We start from the raw sequence: 15,819 nt of genomic DNA on the forward strand, positions 1-15,819 counted from the left end.
ATTACTTTATCTTTTTTGCGGTTCCTTTTTCTACCCGTTTCTTTTTGTAAGGGTCTTTTACGGCGAGTTGGTACTCAAAAGTATAGGAGTCTTCGGTTGTGTTTAATATTTTCATGTGTATCGCACGCTCTTCACTCTTATTCTTAGGATTAATTTTTTTCTGAATAAACTCACAGTCATTAATCCATCTAATGGATGCAGAATCTATTTTATTATCGTAGTAATCAATATTTAAATCATTAGTACGCACGAAAGTTCCTGTTTTTTCTTCACCGTCTATGATATAGGTAAACTCAAAAGTGCCTGTCTTGAAATCACTACAATGACGTTCTGTTTGAAAGCAATTTAAGAAAACCAATGGACTCAAAAGTAAAAATGTTTTGCGCATGACGAGTATTTAAAACAAAATTACAAAAACCCTGTGTGATAAAACAGATTGAAAAATGAAAAAGCAAAGGAGTACTTTTTATTTTTTACGTCTTCAGTTGTCTTCTTCAAAATTTTTGAAGGTACCATCTTTATAAAAGATGACGATCCTGTCAATAAGCTTTTCGTTAGAAGTGATGGACTCAGAAATTTGAGGTGCCACTTCGGAATGAGATTTTGGCGCTGCAGATTCGGCAGTATTTTTTTCAGAAGGGAAGTGACCCTTGCCATTCATTAACCAATATAATTCTACTTCAGGAAACGTGGAAAGAACCTTCAATACAAAATCCAAACTTGGTTTATTTCGACCAGATAATATGTGTGAAATACTGGAACGCTGAACACCAATCTTTTCAGCAAAAGAAGAAGCAGATTCTCCGTAAAAATCAATCACTTTTTGCAAGCGCTTCGTAAATTCTTGGTTGTTTATCATTGTAAACATTAAATGGTTATTAGTGTAACGTTACAAATGTAAACATATTACTAAAACGATACTCATTTATGATGTTAAATAATTTTTTATATTCTATTAATACTTAATGTAAAATCATATAAATTACTGAAAACAAATTAACTATAATAAAATTATAAAATTCATTGAAGATTTTGCAATTCCTTATTTGGTTACGCCTCATTTCTGTAGACAGATGTAAATTTATTTACTCAAACTCTCGACATATACTGTTTACAAATGTAAAATTACATTTGTTTACCTTTGTGAATTCAATTGTAACTCATGGATTTAAAAACGGCCAGTACACTGTTTAAAACACATAAAGAAAAGACGCTCTTTGGTCGCTATATTCACCATCAAACTATTGGCCCTCTATTGGATGCATTATCTAAAGAAATGACCGTAGAACTGATTGGAAAATCGGTAAATGATTTGCCTATTCACAGCATCGTTTTTGGCACTGGTAAAAAAAAGATTCTTATGTGGTCTCAAATGCATGGGAATGAAAGCACCACCACTAAGGCTATTTTTGACTTGTTAAATGTTATATTGGTTAAACATGCATCGGTTCAATCAATTTTAGAGTCTTGTACTGTGTTGATTATTCCAATACTCAACCCAGATGGTGCAAAAGCCTATACGCGTTTAAATGCTAATGACGTCGATTTGAATAGGGATGCTCAGAATGTATCACAACCTGAAAGTCTGGTTTTGAAATCTGTTTTTGATCAATTCAAACCAAATTATTGTTTTAATCTTCACGGACAACGTACCATTTTTAGTGCTGGTGATACAAATAACTCAGCAACAATGTCGTTTTTGTCGCCTTCTCAAGATGAGGATAAGACGGTAACTTATACAAGAAGTGTGGCTATGGATATCATTGTTACGATGTATAACGCGCTGCAGTCACAATTAAAAAATCAAGTAGGAATCTATGATGATGGTTTCAATATTAATTGCGTTGGAGATAGCTTTCAATCCAAAAATGTCCCCACAGTATTGTTTGAGGCTGGTCATTATCAGCAAGATTATCATCGGGAACGTACGCGAGAATTTGTCTTCCAATCATTGTTAGTTGGACTAACGTATATCGCTGAAAATGACATAAAAGGACAATATCAAGATGCTTATTTCAAAATTCCTAAAAATCAAAAAAGGTTTTATGACATCATTATAAGAAATGCTAACGGACTTGATATCGCTATTCAGTATGAGGAAATTTTAAATGGAGAACAAGTGGAATTTCAGCCTAAAGTGAAAAATATTTCAGATTCCATTGATTTCTTTGCACACAGAGAGATTGATGCTAGAGGGCATGAGGTGTTATCTATGAATGGGGACGTCATAACTGCGTCTAGCGAAATCGTTTTCGTAATGATAAATAATGAAAAATTCTCACTAAAACCATAAAAAAGTTCGTTTTAAATGCATTATCTTTAATGGAATTGCATTATTTTTGTATAAATTTTACGAAAAATCTAAAAATGGGAAAATTTAAATTGGATGAAATCGATCATCAGATTTTAGACATGTTGATTGATAATACGCGGATTCCTTTTACCGATATAGCCAAAAAATTGGTTATTTCAGCAGGAACTGTTCATGTGAGAGTTAAAAAAATGGAAGAGGCTGGTATCATTCAAGGGTCGTCGTTGACACTTGATTATCAGAAACTAGGCTATTCATTTATTGCTTATGTAGGTGTGTTTTTGAACAACACGTCACAAACGAAATTTGTTTTGGAGAGAATTGCGGAAATTCCATATGTCACAGTGGCACATATAACAACAGGCAAATTTAATATTTTTTGCAAGGTGAGAGCAAAGAATACCTCACATGCGAAGGACATCATCTTCTTACTTGATGATATTGAGGGTATATACAGAACAGAGACTATGATTAGTCTTGAAGAGAGTATTAATGACAAAAAGCGCTTAATGCATACAATTTTTAACGAATTGTAATTTAACTATAACTATCTTTACATTTATTAAAAAACCCTTTGTCGCTTGGCAAAGGGTTTTTTGTAACTTTCACTCAAATTTTGAAAAATGACAAAAAACGATTTATCTAAAGATGAATATCATCCTTACTATCAAGGTTATATTGAGAAATCAGGTGATGCAAAGTTAAATGATGGTCTCAGGTCTAACATGAAATTGATTATTAATTTCTTGGAGGCCATTCCTGAGGAAAAACAAGAGTATCGTTATGAACCTGGGAAATGGACCATTAAGGAGATTGTTCAACATTTAATTGACACAGAGCGTGTGTTTACCTATAGAGCTTTGTGTATGGCAAGAGGTGATAAGACGCTGCTTCCCGGTTATGATCAAGATGACTATGTGTCGACTTCCCATGCAAATAGTCGAACGATGCATGATTTGATTGATGAGTATAGAGCTGTAAGATTAGCTAGTAGCTATCTGTTTCATAGTTTGACGACAGAGATGCTTACTGAAAAAGGTATCGCTAATAATAGCAATTTAACAGCGAGAGCAGTGGTATTTATTCTTATAGGACATGAAAATCATCATTGTCAGATTATTGAAGAGCGCTATTTATAAAATAAAAAAAAAGCCACTTGACAAACAAGTGGCTTTTTTCCATAACGCATAGTCTCCTTAGAATCTATATCTAATAGCTAAGGCAATGTCAAAGTCTAAATCATCTCTATAATCACCAAAACCAAGTTCTGGTCTAGCATCTAAAGCTAATTGTAGTGGAATATCAAAGTTGTATTCAATACCAATATCTCCTGCAACAAAAAGGAATGTTTCGCTGTCATCAAAACCATCAGGCACATTGTCAAAACTGTAAGATCCAACACCACCACCAGCACCAGCGAACCAATTAAAGCCGCCATCTATATTCCATACCCATTGGTATAATCCGGTTAATTTAAAACCATCGTAGTTCTTACCACTTCTAAGTCCGAGATCAAGTTCCAGTCTATTGTTGTCTCCTAAACCTCGTTGATAGGAAATTTCAGCACCAAAACCATCACTATCACCTAAACGTACACCTATGGCGTTGTCTGCGATGTCTTGAGCATTTGTAAGTGTTGTAAAACCAATAAAAGCAATTGCTACTAAAAGTATTCTTTTCATAATTCAGTGTTTTAAATTTAAGTTATCTTGGCACTCAAGTAGAGCACCTATTATTTAACGACAAAATTATGTTAAAATTGAATTGGTTGTTCTAATTTTAAGACAATTTTATATCCTTAATACGAAAAAAATTAACTCATTTAGAATGCAAAACTCCCTAGCAATTGAACTTTTGGAACTTCAGAAAAAGATGTCGGGAGCATTGTATTATAATGATTTGATAAAATCTATTTATGCAACTGATGCTTCTGTTTACCGAATGATGCCTTTAGCTGTAGCCTTACCGAAAAACTTGGAGGATATTCAATTACTCATGCAGTTCGCAAGAGAAAATAATACGTCTATTATTCCTAGAGCTGCAGGAACATCTTTAGCTGGTCAATGTGTTGGTAATGGTATTGTGGTAGATGTTTCAAAACACTTTACAAAGATATTAAAGCTTGATGAAAAGCAGAAAACTGTCACTGTACAACCAGGTGTTGTAAGGGATGCATTAAATCATTATCTCGAGCCATTCGGACTTTTCTTTGGGCCTAACACTTCTACTTCAAATAGATGTATGATAGGAGGGATGGTTGGAAATAATTCTTCAGGCACGACCTCAATTCAGTATGGTGTAACAAGGGATAAGGTTCTTGCATTAGAAGTTGTTTTAAGCGACGGTTCGCAAGTTGTTTTCTCAGATCTTTCTGCTGAAGCCTTCGAGGAAAAACTACAATTAGACACTCTGGAAGGTCATATCTATAGAACAATCAATGACCAATTATCACGACCTGAAAATCAGCAACGTATTACTGCGGAATTTCCCAAGCCCCAAATTCATCGTCGAAATACGGGGTATGCAATTGACGAATTATTAAAAGCAGCTGTGTTTTCTGAAAATGGCAGTCCGTTTAATATGTGCAAGTTGCTCGCTGGAAGCGAAGGTACATTAGCATTTGTGACTAGGGTAACCTTACAGCTCGATGATATACCGCCTGCCAACGCAGTCATGATTGCAGCGCATTTTGACAGTATTGACAGCTGTTTAGATGCCGTAGCGTATGTCATGAATCATAATTTATACGCTTGCGAAATGATGGATAAGTCGATATTAGACTTAACGAAATATAACAAAACACAGGAATCTAATCGGTCATTTATTCAAGGCGATCCTCAGGCTATTTTAATGTGTGAGTTGCGATCTGATGACTTGAGTCATTTAAAACTGTTAAAGGATGCGCTTATTGAAGATTTGAAGGCGCTTGATTTGAGTTACGCTTATCCAACCCTCGAAGGGAACGATATTCAGAAGGCCAATGATTTAAGGAAGGCTGGCCTAGGACTTCTAGGAAACATGATTGGAGATGAAAAAACAGCTGCTTGTATAGAAGATACAGCAGTTGCTTTGGAAGATTTGTCCAGTTATATCAAGTCCTTTTCAAAACTTATGGAGGGTTATAATCAAAAACCTGTTTATTATGCTCATGCTGGTGCTGGTGAATTGCATTTACGTCCTATTTTAAATCTTAAAAAGACTTCAGATGTGAAACGCTTTCGAGAGATCACAACCGATGTTGCAAGACTTGTAAAGACTTACCAAGGTTCTATGAGTGGTGAACATGGTGATGGAATTGTTCGAGCAGAGTTTATTCCTATCATGATCGGCAGTGAAAACTATCAGTTGCTCAAACATATTAAGACGGCGTTTGATCCAGATAATATTTTAAATCCTGGTAAAATAGTGGATGCCTTTCCTATGGATAAGTCATTGCGCTATGAACCTGATCGCGAAGAACCTCAAGTAGATACTATCATGGATTTTTCAAGCTCCTTAGGTATTTTAAGGGAAGCAGAAAAGTGCAATGGCTCAGGTGATTGTCGTAAGCTTCCAGAGTTTGGAGGAACGATGTGTCCGAGTTTTCGAGCCACCAGAGATGAGAAAGATTCCACCAGAGCAAGAGCAAATGCTTTAAGAGAATATTTAACGCATTCAGAAAAAAGAAATAAGTTTGATCATGAAGAATTAAAAGAGGTTTTTGATTTATGTTTGAGCTGTAAAGCCTGTGCGTCAGAATGCCCAAGTAGTGTAGATGTTGCAAGTTTAAAAGCTGAGTTTCAATACCAATATCAAAAAGCAAATGGCATCTCATGGCGCACCAAATTATTTGCTTATAATAACCTTTTTAATCGCTACGGAAGTCATGTGTCTGACTTAGCAAACTTTTTTCTTTCAAATAAGTGGACGTCGTCAATCTTAAAGTTGGGTTTCAAAATCGCTCCGCAAAGAGATTTGCCCTTGATTTCAAGTAAAAGTTTAAATAAGGTATATAAAAGCACTGTAAAAAAAGGAAGTAAAATTGATTATATAAAAGAAGTATTTTTGTTTAATGATGAATTTACGAATCATTTGGATGTTTCTATTGGAACTGATGCTTTGGAATTATTAGAGGCATTGAATTATAAAGTGACCCTAATAAATCATTCAGAATCTGGTCGATCTTTTTTATCCAAAGGCCTATTACTTCGAGCAAAACATTTAGCGAATCAAAATGTAACATCTTTTAAAGATTTGGTCTCGGATGCTAGACCATTAATTGGCATAGAACCTTCTGCAATATTGACTTTTAGAGATGAATATTTGAGATTGGCAGACGACAAAATTGCGGCAAAGACCATAGCTAAACATACGTTTTTAATAGAGGAATTTATTGAGCAGGAAATAATGCTGGGAAACATCACATCCGATCAATTTACATCAGATGCTAAAAGGATCAAGTTTCATGGGCACTGTCATCAAAAGGCCTTGGCTAACCAAGCATCGAGCTTTGCAGTTTTAAATTTACCGAAAAACTATAAGGTGACTATTATTCCGAGTGGCTGTTGTGGTATGGCTGGGAGTTTTGGTTACGAACAAGAACATTATGATATTAGTATGGCTATTGGAGAGCAAACGTTGTTTCCTGCCGTAAGAAAAGCAAATGATGACGTTATTATTTCAGCAAATGGTACTAGTTGTAGGCACCAAATAAAAGATGGTACGAAACGAGATGCTTTGCACCCTGTAAGCATTTTAAGGCAAGCGCTACTTTGATGATTGTTGCTTTTTCTTCTTTTTTTGATCAACAACCGTAATGGCGGCAATCAAATCTTTAATTTCCATGTCCTTGATGTCTTCATCAGCATAAAAAGCACGCAACTTGTCACTATTGTAATTGTAGATTTTCCAACGCTTGAATTGATATTCCAATGCTGTAAAATTTTCAACCCAATCACCTGAATTAAGATAGGTCGTTTTACCTGATTTATTCTCTTTAATGACCATTTTTGGTTGGTGAATATGTCCACACACGACATAGTCATATCCTTTTTCGATGGCTAGATCTGAAGCGACCTTTTCAAAATCATTAATATACTTTACAGCACTTTTTACACTGTTCTTAATTTTTTTAGACAATGAATACTTCTCTCGACCAAATTGCTCAAGACACCAATTGATGAAGCGGTTCAGTAAAATAAGTAGGTCATAACCATAGCCGCCTAACTTAGCAAGCCATTTGGCGTTTTGAATTGAAACATCAAAGACATCACCATGGAAAAACCAAGCCTTTTTTCCATCTAATTCCAATACGATTTTATCGACTATGGAGATGTTTCCGATAGTCATGTCGCTAAATTTACGAAGCATTTCATCATGGTTACCAGTGATATAAATAATTTCTACACCATCGGCAGCCATATCCATGACTTTTTTTATGACTCTTAAATGCGATTTAGGGAAATAACGTTTTTTGAATTGCCAGATATCAATAATATCGCCATTAAGAATGAGCTTCTTTGGAGAAATACTGTTTAAATAGGTCAATAACTGTTTGGCATGGCAACCATAAGTTCCAAGATGCACATCAGAGATGACGGCTATTTCTACTTTGCGCTTAGTTTTCAATGCTAGATATCATTAATTATTTGCAAAGGAATTAATATGTTTTGAAATAAAAATAATTCTGTAATTAACAAACAATCAGTAAATTGTTAAGCTATTGTTATCGATTTTGTTTGTTGATTTCACACGGACTATGGGATTCTTATTTTGTTTCTCTATTTTTACAATTAACTAAGTTTTAAATCTCGGTTTATGGCAGGAAATTCCTTTGGAAAAATTTTTAAACTCACAACATTTGGAGAATCTCATGGCGTTGCTATTGGAGGTGTTATTGATGGTTGTCCGGCTGGACTTCAATTAGATTTTGATGCGATCCAAAAAGAGTTAGATCGCAGAAAACCTGGTCAGTCCGATATTGTAACCCAAAGAAAAGAACCAGATAGTGTCGAGTTTTTATCAGGAATTTTTGAAGGTCAAACAACAGGGACACCTATCGGTTTTGTGATTAAAAACACCAATCAGAAGTCTAAAGATTACTCGCATATTAAAACGGTTTATCGGCCTAGTCACGCAGATTATACTTATGACAAGAAATATGGTTTTCGCGATTATAGAGGTGGTGGACGCAGTTCTGCTAGAGAAACAGCGAGTAGAGTTGTCGCTGGAGCCATTGCCAAACAATTAATAGCAAACATTCAAATTCAAGCTTATACATCTTCTGTAGGAGATATCTTCTTAGAGAAACCCTATCAAGATTTAGATTTTAGCAAAGTTGAAAGTAATTCAGTGCGCTGTCCGGATGAAGCCACCGCAGAAAAAATGATTTCCAAAATTAGGGATATTCGAAAAGAAGGTAACACCATTGGAGGAACCGTTACTTGTGTATTGCAAAATGTACCCGTGGGTTTAGGAGAACCTGTATTTGATAAGTTACATGCAGAATTAGGAAAGGCCATGCTGTCTATTAATGCCGTTAAGGGCTTTGAGTATGGTAGTGGATTTTGTGGTGCAAAGATGAAAGGTACCGAACATAACGATTTGTTCAATTCGGATGGGTCTACAAAAACGAATCTATCTGGTGGTATCCAAGGCGGTATAAGCAATGGCATGGATATCTATTTTAGGGTGGCTTTTAAACCTGTAGCCACGGTCATCCAAAAGCAAGAAGCACTGGATAGCTCTGGCAATATTGTTGAAATGCAAGGAAAGGGTCGACATGATCCTTGTGTCGTACCTAGGGCTATTCCTATTGTGGAGGCTATGGCTGCACTTGTGTTAGCAGACTTTTACTTACTGAATAAACTATATAACTAATTAACTAAACCTTTGTCTTCTGAAGGACGTATAACACTATGAAAAAATTAGCATTGCACTGGAAAATAATCATAGGTATGATACTTGGTGTCATTTGGGCACTTTTATCAAGCTCTATGGGCTGGAGTAGTTTTACCATTAACTGGATTGATCCGTTTGGAACTATTTTTATTAATCTATTGAAGCTTATTGCCGTGCCATTGGTGCTTTTTTCAATTATTAGTGGTGTTGCCAATATTGGTGACCCATCAAGCTTAGGGAGAATGGGAGGTAAAACCTTGGGGATTTATTTGATCACAACCATTATGGCAATTTCTCTTGGATTGTTACTCGTTAATATTGCAAAACCAGGAAAGTTGATTGATGAACAGAGCCGTATAGACAACCGCATTAGTTATGAAATTTGGGCAGATTCCGAAGGCTATGAAATAAAAGACGGTATTAACTACCTCAAAGATCCTGAGTTTTTTGAACGCGCTCAGGAAATTTCAGAATTAACCAAAAGTGAACTGCAAGAAGCGTCTGTAGCTGATAAAATGGAAACGGTTAAAAAACGAAAAGAAACCACGCCATTACAGCCATTAGTTGATATTGTGCCGAGTAATTTTTTCTATTCGTTATCAAATAATGGGCTCATGCTTCAAATCATATTTTTTGCCTTATTTTTTGGTGTTTGTTTGCTGTTCATTCCTTCAGATAAGTCACAGCCTGTGTTGAAATTAGTGGACGGTATTAATGAAGTATTTCTTAAAATGGTGGATATCGTCATGCAAGCAGCGCCATTCTTTGTCTTTGCATTGCTCGCGGGTGTCGTTAGTAAAATGGCTGGAGACGATGTTGGAAAAGTTGTAGAAATTTTTAAAGGCCTCGGTTGGTATTCTTTAGTGGTCTTGGCAGGCTTGTTACTTATGATTTTTGTCGTTTACCCGATGATTCTTAAAACGTTTGTTAAGAAAATTCCTTACAAAGGGTTTTTCAAGTCCATGAGTCCGGCTCAAACGTTGGCGTTTTCAACGTCTAGTAGTGCAGCGACGCTTCCTGTGACCATGGAATGTGTTGAGCAAAATTTAGGTGTCAATAAAAAAATAAGCAGTTTTGTTTTACCCATAGGTGCAACGGTAAATATGGATGGCACCAGTCTTTATCAGGCAGTTGCTGTCATTTTTTTAGCGCAAATGCATATGATAGATTTAACGATTGGTCAACAGATTACCGTAGTACTCACAGCGACATTGGCATCTATTGGATCGGCTGCTGTACCGAGTGCAGGATTAGTCATGTTGATAATTGTACTAGATTCTGTAGGATTGAATCCAGCGTGGATCGCCATAATATTTCCAGTAGATCGTATTTTAGACATGTTTAGAACTGTGGTAAATGTTACAGGTGATGCTACCGTATGTTCAATTATTGCTGATGGTGAACAAATGTTGGACTATAAAGAACATGAAAATCCAACGGAAACATTCGATTTGGACTCATAGTTATTTTTTTTAATTAAATTCATCTAACCAATTAGTAAAGCTTCGCATATGAATATCTGTTTTATAATGTATCCTTGGGATAAAATTGACCCAGAAAATGATACCAGTTTAGCATTAATAAAGGAATGTGTCAAACGCAACCATGGTGTTGCTATGTGTACACCAGCAAATCTGACGATTCGTGACAGTGTTACCAATGCCTTTTGTACCGTGATTCACCGAATGGAAAAAGTGCCTTCTGGATTGAAAGCTTTTTACAATAAGGCTAAATTACGTGAGGAAATGCTGCCATTAGCAGGTTTTGATGCTATTTTCTTTCGTGCAAATCCGCCGTTAGATCCAATCATGCTCAATTTCTTGGATTCTGTAAAAGACGATGTGTTCATTTGTAATTCATTACAAGGAATGCGAGAGGCTAATAATAAATTGTATACGGCTGCTTTTGGTGATGCGCATAGTAACATCATTCCAAACACGCATGTTTCCAAAAATAAAGCCTATTTAGTAGATCAGATAAAGGAGTCTAAAGCTGATAAAATGATATTGAAACCATTGAATGGTTTTGGTGGATCTGGTGTGATATTGATTGAAAAATCGGCTATGAGTAATATCAATTCACTTTTAGATTTTTATATCACAAGTGGCGATGGGACTTCCAATTATGTGATTCTTCAAGATTATATAGAAGGTGCCGATCAAGGCGATGTGCGCATCTTGTTGCTTAACGGTGAACCTGTAGGCGCTATGAAGCGTGTGCCAGGCTCTGATGATCATCGATCTAATGTGTCTGCTGGAGGTTCTGTTCAAAAACATACCTTGACAAAAGCAGAAAAAGCCTTGTGTAAACAAATTGGGCCAAAATTAGTGAAGGATGGTCTTTACTTCGTTGGTATTGATGTGATTGGTGGAAAATTGGTAGAAGTGAATGTGATGTCGCCAGGAGGAATTACTTACATTAATAAGGTTTATAAGAATAAAGTCAGAGTAGAGGAACGTGTGATTGATTTTCTTGAAAGTAAAGTTGTTGATAAATTGCAGGCCTTTGATAGACGCGTGCGATTACGTAAAACAGTGGAAGATGCTTAAAAATGGTCGATTAGTTTCGCCCCTTGTAGACTGCTCGTGGCTTCATGAACATTTAGAGCTTGAAAGGCTCGTGATTTTAAATGCGAGTATGCAGCCAGATGCAGACGGTTCTATTCCTAATTCTAGATATGTAGATGTCAAACAAAAACTGAGTGATGTCAATGCCTTGTTTCCTAACACAGTACCTTCACAAGAACAATTTCAGAAGGAGGTAAGAGCTCTAGGAATCAATACCGATTCCATAGTGATTGTCTATGACGATAAAGGTATTTATTGGAGTCCGCGAGTTTGGTGGTTGTTTAAAACCTTCGGTTACAACAATGTGGCTGTTTTAAATGGTGGACTTCCAGAATGGAAAAAACAAGGGTATACAACTGTAGCATTCTCAGGAAAACGAAAAACCTGGAATGACGGTAATTTCGTAGCCAATTACAAACCAGAACATATGCGATTCTATGAAGACATGGCTGAAATTTCAAAAGATGAAACATCTGTGATTTTAGATGCGCGATCTGAAGATCGATTTTGTGAACGGGTTCCAGAACCTAGGGAAGGCTTGAGAAGAGGCACCATTCCGAATTCAAAGAACTTACCCTATAGCACCCTTTTTGATGGTCATATCTTAAAATCAAAGGAAGCGTTAAAAGCAATTTTTGAAACTTACAAATTAAATCATAGAACCATCGTTTTTTCTTGTGGCTCCGGAATTACGGCTTGCATTTTGGCATTAGCTGCTGACATTGTAGGTTATAATAAGAAGGCTGTTTATGATGGCTCATGGACAGAATACGGAACTTTAAACACTTAATTATGAGTACAAACCAATGGACAAAGGAGGATTTGGTAGCATACGTATTATTGTATGTAGCGCATTCCGATTTAGAGGAAACCAAAAAAGAGCAGCAATATATCATGTCTCGTGTAGATGCCACAACCTATGAACATATCAAAGAAGAATTTGATAATGATAACGATTATCAAAGTATTTCAAAGATTGTAGATGCGGTGCAACACGAGCATTTGTACAACAATAATTTAGACGAATTATTTGCTGATATCAAGTTGATGGCTTTTGCCGATGGTGAAATGAGCCAGATGGAATTAGCGATTTATCACTATTTAAAGAAAATTTTAAAAAAAGATGACAACTAAATGGAGCGTTTATCAATTGAAGCCATTATAAAAAATATTGAGCAAGAAATCTGTTTTCATGCGGTATCTGAGGATTATTCCTTAACAATCAAAATTGACGATTACGTACATTATGCCTGCGCAACTGTACATGATGGCCATCAATTTAGAAAAGAACTTTGGGATAATTGTATGCATACAGCATACGATCGTTGGTATGAAGAAGATCCAGAAACAAAAAATATGGTAGCTTCCCATCCCATTGTCTTAGCTGGATGTGATTCGCGTTTCGAGTACGATTTGAACCGAGACCCTGAAAACGCCGTTTTTGATACCGCTTGGGGAAAGCAATTATGGCACAAGCCTTTATCTGAAGCCATGATAACCAAAAGTTTAGAAAAGCACCATAATTTTTATAAAGTCGTCCATGCTCTCATGGCAAAATTGGAGGCTAAATTTGGAGTGGTCGTCGTCTATGATATGCACAGTTATAATTGGAGGCGCTGGGATCGACCAGTTCCCACGTGGAATTTGGGAACCTCAAATATTGATAATGACAGATTTGGAGCGATTGTAGAATCTTGGCGACAGTCCTTATCAGAGATGTCATTGCCACATCATATAGAACCAACATCAAAAATCAATGATACCTTTCAAGGAAATGGATATTTTCTGAAATATATCACGAAAAACTTTCAAAATGTACTAGTTTTGGCCACCGAAATTGCTAAGGTATATTGTGATGAATACAATTATATTATTTATCCTGAAGTGGTTGCCTCTGTTGAGAAGCAATTACTTTCAAAAATACCTGAACACGCCCAAGAATTTTACCAAAAGCATCGCGAATAATGCCACAAATAACAAGTACAGAAGAATACCAAGATTTATTTGATATTGATTCAAATCTTAACCGCTTGGTAAGAAAAATTGAACTTCTCAATTACATCAATCCATTAAATATTGAGCGAGAAAAAAAACAATTCTTTTCTTCTAAATTTAATTATGAACCTATTTTTAAGTATCCAAAAATAAAATTTAACGGCTATAAACTTCATCGCTTGTTTTTCTCTCAGCGCCTTGAGAGAATTGAAGATGATACGATTCGTCAGTTATATCAGGATGTTATATATGAATATTCAGGGTTAATAGAGTGTATCGAAACGATCAATCAAGGTCGAAAGTTTTACTTCAACAGTTTAAAGAGTTTTGGAACACCCACGGAAAGAGACATCGATAATGCGAAGTTTATTTTGCGTTTTGACGATAGTGATTTTGATGAAGAGATGCTGCCAATTTACTCGGCTTCAGATGCCGTAGCTTATTTTGAGGAGTACTCAAAACGTTACGATTTTAATTATCATATCAAACTCTCTACAAATCTTTCTGCTGCAGCAATGGTTTTAAATAATACACAGACCTTAGTATTACGAAAGAATCATAAGTTCAGTAAAAATCAATTAAAAGTATTAACGAACCACGAAATTGGTGTTCATATGGTGACGACTTTTAATGGGCTATCACAACCCTTAAAGATTTTTTCTAACGGATTTCCAAACAACGTAGAAACTCAGGAAGGTCTTGCGGTGTATTCGGAATACATGTCAGGTTGTTTGACCATGAAACGACTGAAGGAATTGGCGTATCGCGTGATTGCTGTCGATTCCCTTAATAAAGGCTATAGCTTTTCTGATACTTTTGATTTGCTATATAGTCAGTATAAATTAAATCGCGATGTGGCTTTTGCAATTACTTTGCGCGTTCATAGAGGTGGTGGTTTTACAAAAGACCATCAGTACTTATCTGGCATCAATCGTGTTTATAAATATGCGAAGGAAGGTCATGATCTGAGTCCGTTGTTAACAGGTAAGGTCACTTTGGATTATGTGGATACTATTGAACTTTTAACAACTAAAGGTCTTGCCATACCATCAAAATATGTCACAGACGCTTATTTAACTAATGATAATTCAAATAAAAATTTGGATTTTATTTTAAAGAGTCTAAAATAAAAAGCCTTAAAAAATACGTCTCCTAATCAATGTTTTTATCTGAAACTTAAACGACGTTAGGCCTTTCACCATTTAAGAACTTGATTCATTCCCAATTAACAGAAACTGGGCTCAAGCTGAAGCATTTACTTTTAAGGCTTTTAATATGCCATAGTTTTCTATGAACTTAGCCTCAATGTAATTGAGATGTATGACTTTAAAAACTGCGAATGCGTAAAGTGACGTTTTTGATGAGTGAATGAGTCATCTGGAAGAGGGAACGTATTTTATGAAAGATAATGCATCTCATAGAAGATTTTTGCACTTCTCTTTTTTTAAACAATTTTTTTGGGGTTTACACCGATATTTTGGCTTTGAATTAGCTGAAAATAGTAGATTTATACTATAAATAATGTGCTATTAATCAATAATCTACATTTAGATAATCCCTCGTTGATTAAATAATTATTTTAGAGTTAAATTAGTTTTAATTAGTTGTTAATTATGAAAGTCCTTATTCCCGTAAGGACTTTTTTTATAACTAATCTAAAAACTTCGCTTTTAATTCTGGAGTCGGTATCATACAAGCATCCTTTTTCCCATACCATTTGTAACGATTTTTAGCGATGTAGTCATAAACCCAATTTCTAATAAATGTTGGTACAATGAAAAAAACAGACATCAGATTCCTTGGGAAGCCAAGCTGCTTTGCGATTTTTAAAGCAGCCGTAGATTTCGTTGACAAGCCGCTATCGTGCGAAAACAACAAAATGGAATCGGTTTTGGCTGTATCGATTTTATATGTATTGATGATGTCCTGACCGATAGCACTCTGTAATGCGGCAAACTTAAATTTATCTTTAGAATCGTGTTTGATCACGTACTGAACAGATGTATTGCAAAGGTTGCAAACACCATCAAATAATATCAATTGTTTATCCTTTGGTAGGTCTATCAT

At 35.6% G+C, this 15,819-nt stretch carries 16 protein-coding genes; 11 read left to right on the top strand and 5 right to left on the bottom strand.

The window, feature by feature from the left end; genetic code table 11:
- Nucleotide 1 precedes the first annotated feature (1 nt).
- Both ACU8DI_RS05815 and ACU8DI_RS05820 read right to left on the bottom strand, forming a co-directional pair.
- Entirely contained in the window at nucleotides 2-388 is a 387-nt protein-coding gene (locus tag ACU8DI_RS05815) for a hypothetical protein (RefSeq protein ID WP_447111813.1), read from the bottom strand.
- 93 nt (nucleotides 389-481) lie between these two features.
- A complete protein-coding gene (locus tag ACU8DI_RS05820) occupies nucleotides 482-859 on the bottom strand; it encodes a helix-turn-helix domain-containing protein (protein ID WP_447111814.1) in 378 nt (125 codons plus the stop codon).
- A gap of 303 nt (nucleotides 860-1,162) precedes the next feature.
- Between ACU8DI_RS05820 and ACU8DI_RS05825 the strand changes: the two genes are divergently transcribed.
- From ACU8DI_RS05825 to ACU8DI_RS05835, 3 genes are all read left to right on the top strand, one after another.
- Nucleotides 1,163-2,293: a M14 family zinc carboxypeptidase gene (locus tag ACU8DI_RS05825; protein WP_447111815.1), complete on the top strand. Its 1,131-nt coding sequence runs from the start codon at nucleotides 1,163-1,165 to the stop codon at nucleotides 2,291-2,293.
- A gap of 74 nt (nucleotides 2,294-2,367) precedes the next feature.
- Nucleotides 2,368-2,847, top strand: coding sequence for an Lrp/AsnC family transcriptional regulator (locus ACU8DI_RS05830; protein WP_447111816.1), 480 nt, complete (start codon nucleotides 2,368-2,370; stop codon nucleotides 2,845-2,847).
- 87 nt (nucleotides 2,848-2,934) lie between these two features.
- On the top strand, nucleotides 2,935-3,450 hold the full coding sequence (locus ACU8DI_RS05835) for a DinB family protein (protein WP_447111817.1): 516 nt from the start codon (nucleotides 2,935-2,937) through the stop codon (nucleotides 3,448-3,450).
- Nucleotides 3,451-3,507: 57 nt separating this feature from the next.
- Here the strand turns inward: ACU8DI_RS05835 and ACU8DI_RS05840 are convergent, their stop codons facing one another.
- Nucleotides 3,508-3,993 (bottom strand): hypothetical protein, encoded by a 486-nt coding sequence (locus ACU8DI_RS05840; RefSeq protein ID WP_447111818.1) that lies wholly within the window; start codon nucleotides 3,991-3,993, stop codon nucleotides 3,508-3,510.
- Nucleotides 3,994-4,138: 145 nt separating this feature from the next.
- Here ACU8DI_RS05840 and ACU8DI_RS05845 point away from each other — a divergent pair, with 145 nt between their 5' ends.
- On the top strand, nucleotides 4,139-7,066 hold the full coding sequence (locus tag ACU8DI_RS05845) for an FAD-binding and (Fe-S)-binding domain-containing protein (RefSeq protein WP_447111819.1): 2,928 nt from the start codon (nucleotides 4,139-4,141) through the stop codon (nucleotides 7,064-7,066).
- On the opposite strand, the gene ACU8DI_RS05850 is transcribed toward ACU8DI_RS05845, so the two are convergent.
- Nucleotides 7,058-7,918 (bottom strand): UDP-2,3-diacylglucosamine diphosphatase, encoded by an 861-nt coding sequence (locus ACU8DI_RS05850; RefSeq protein ID WP_447111820.1) that lies wholly within the window; start codon nucleotides 7,916-7,918, stop codon nucleotides 7,058-7,060. The genes ACU8DI_RS05845 and ACU8DI_RS05850 overlap by 9 nt on opposite strands.
- A gap of 189 nt (nucleotides 7,919-8,107) precedes the next feature.
- Here ACU8DI_RS05850 and aroC point away from each other — a divergent pair, with 189 nt between their 5' ends.
- Genes aroC through ACU8DI_RS05885 form a run of 7 tightly spaced genes read left to right on the top strand, consistent with a single transcriptional unit; the run spans nucleotide 8,108 to nucleotide 14,882 of the window.
- Nucleotides 8,108-9,169 carry a chorismate synthase gene (gene aroC / locus ACU8DI_RS05855; protein ID WP_447111821.1) on the top strand — a complete coding sequence of 354 codons (1,062 nt, stop codon included), beginning with the start codon at nucleotides 8,108-8,110 and terminating at the stop codon, nucleotides 9,167-9,169.
- 38 nt (nucleotides 9,170-9,207) lie between these two features.
- Nucleotides 9,208-10,653, top strand: a complete 1,446-nt coding sequence (locus tag ACU8DI_RS05860; protein WP_447111822.1) for a dicarboxylate/amino acid:cation symporter — start codon at nucleotides 9,208-9,210, stop codon at nucleotides 10,651-10,653.
- A gap of 48 nt (nucleotides 10,654-10,701) precedes the next feature.
- Nucleotides 10,702-11,739, top strand: a complete 1,038-nt coding sequence (gene gshB, locus ACU8DI_RS05865; protein ID WP_447111823.1) for a glutathione synthase — start codon at nucleotides 10,702-10,704, stop codon at nucleotides 11,737-11,739.
- Nucleotides 11,732-12,547 (top strand): sulfurtransferase, encoded by an 816-nt coding sequence (locus tag ACU8DI_RS05870; protein WP_447111824.1) that lies wholly within the window; start codon nucleotides 11,732-11,734, stop codon nucleotides 12,545-12,547. The genes gshB and ACU8DI_RS05870 overlap by 8 nt, the downstream gene beginning before the upstream one ends.
- A 2-nt stretch (nucleotides 12,548-12,549) precedes the next feature.
- Complete coding sequence (locus tag ACU8DI_RS05875; protein ID WP_447111825.1) at nucleotides 12,550-12,891, top strand: hypothetical protein; 342 nt, start codon at nucleotides 12,550-12,552, stop codon at nucleotides 12,889-12,891.
- A complete protein-coding gene (locus tag ACU8DI_RS05880) occupies nucleotides 12,892-13,722 on the top strand; it encodes an N-formylglutamate amidohydrolase (protein WP_447111826.1) in 831 nt (276 codons plus the stop codon). It abuts the gene before it with no gap.
- A complete protein-coding gene (locus ACU8DI_RS05885; RefSeq protein ID WP_447111827.1) occupies nucleotides 13,722-14,882 on the top strand; it encodes a flavohemoglobin expression-modulating QEGLA motif protein in 1,161 nt (386 codons plus the stop codon). The genes ACU8DI_RS05880 and ACU8DI_RS05885 overlap by 1 nt, the downstream gene beginning before the upstream one ends.
- A 520-nt stretch (nucleotides 14,883-15,402) precedes the next feature.
- Here the strand turns inward: ACU8DI_RS05885 and ACU8DI_RS05890 are convergent.
- On the bottom strand, nucleotides 15,403-15,819 hold the full coding sequence (locus ACU8DI_RS05890) for a thiol-disulfide oxidoreductase DCC family protein (RefSeq protein WP_447111828.1): 417 nt from the start codon (nucleotides 15,817-15,819) through the stop codon (nucleotides 15,403-15,405).

The sequence above is a fragment of the Psychroserpens sp. BH13MA-6 genome (genome assembly GCF_052983595.1).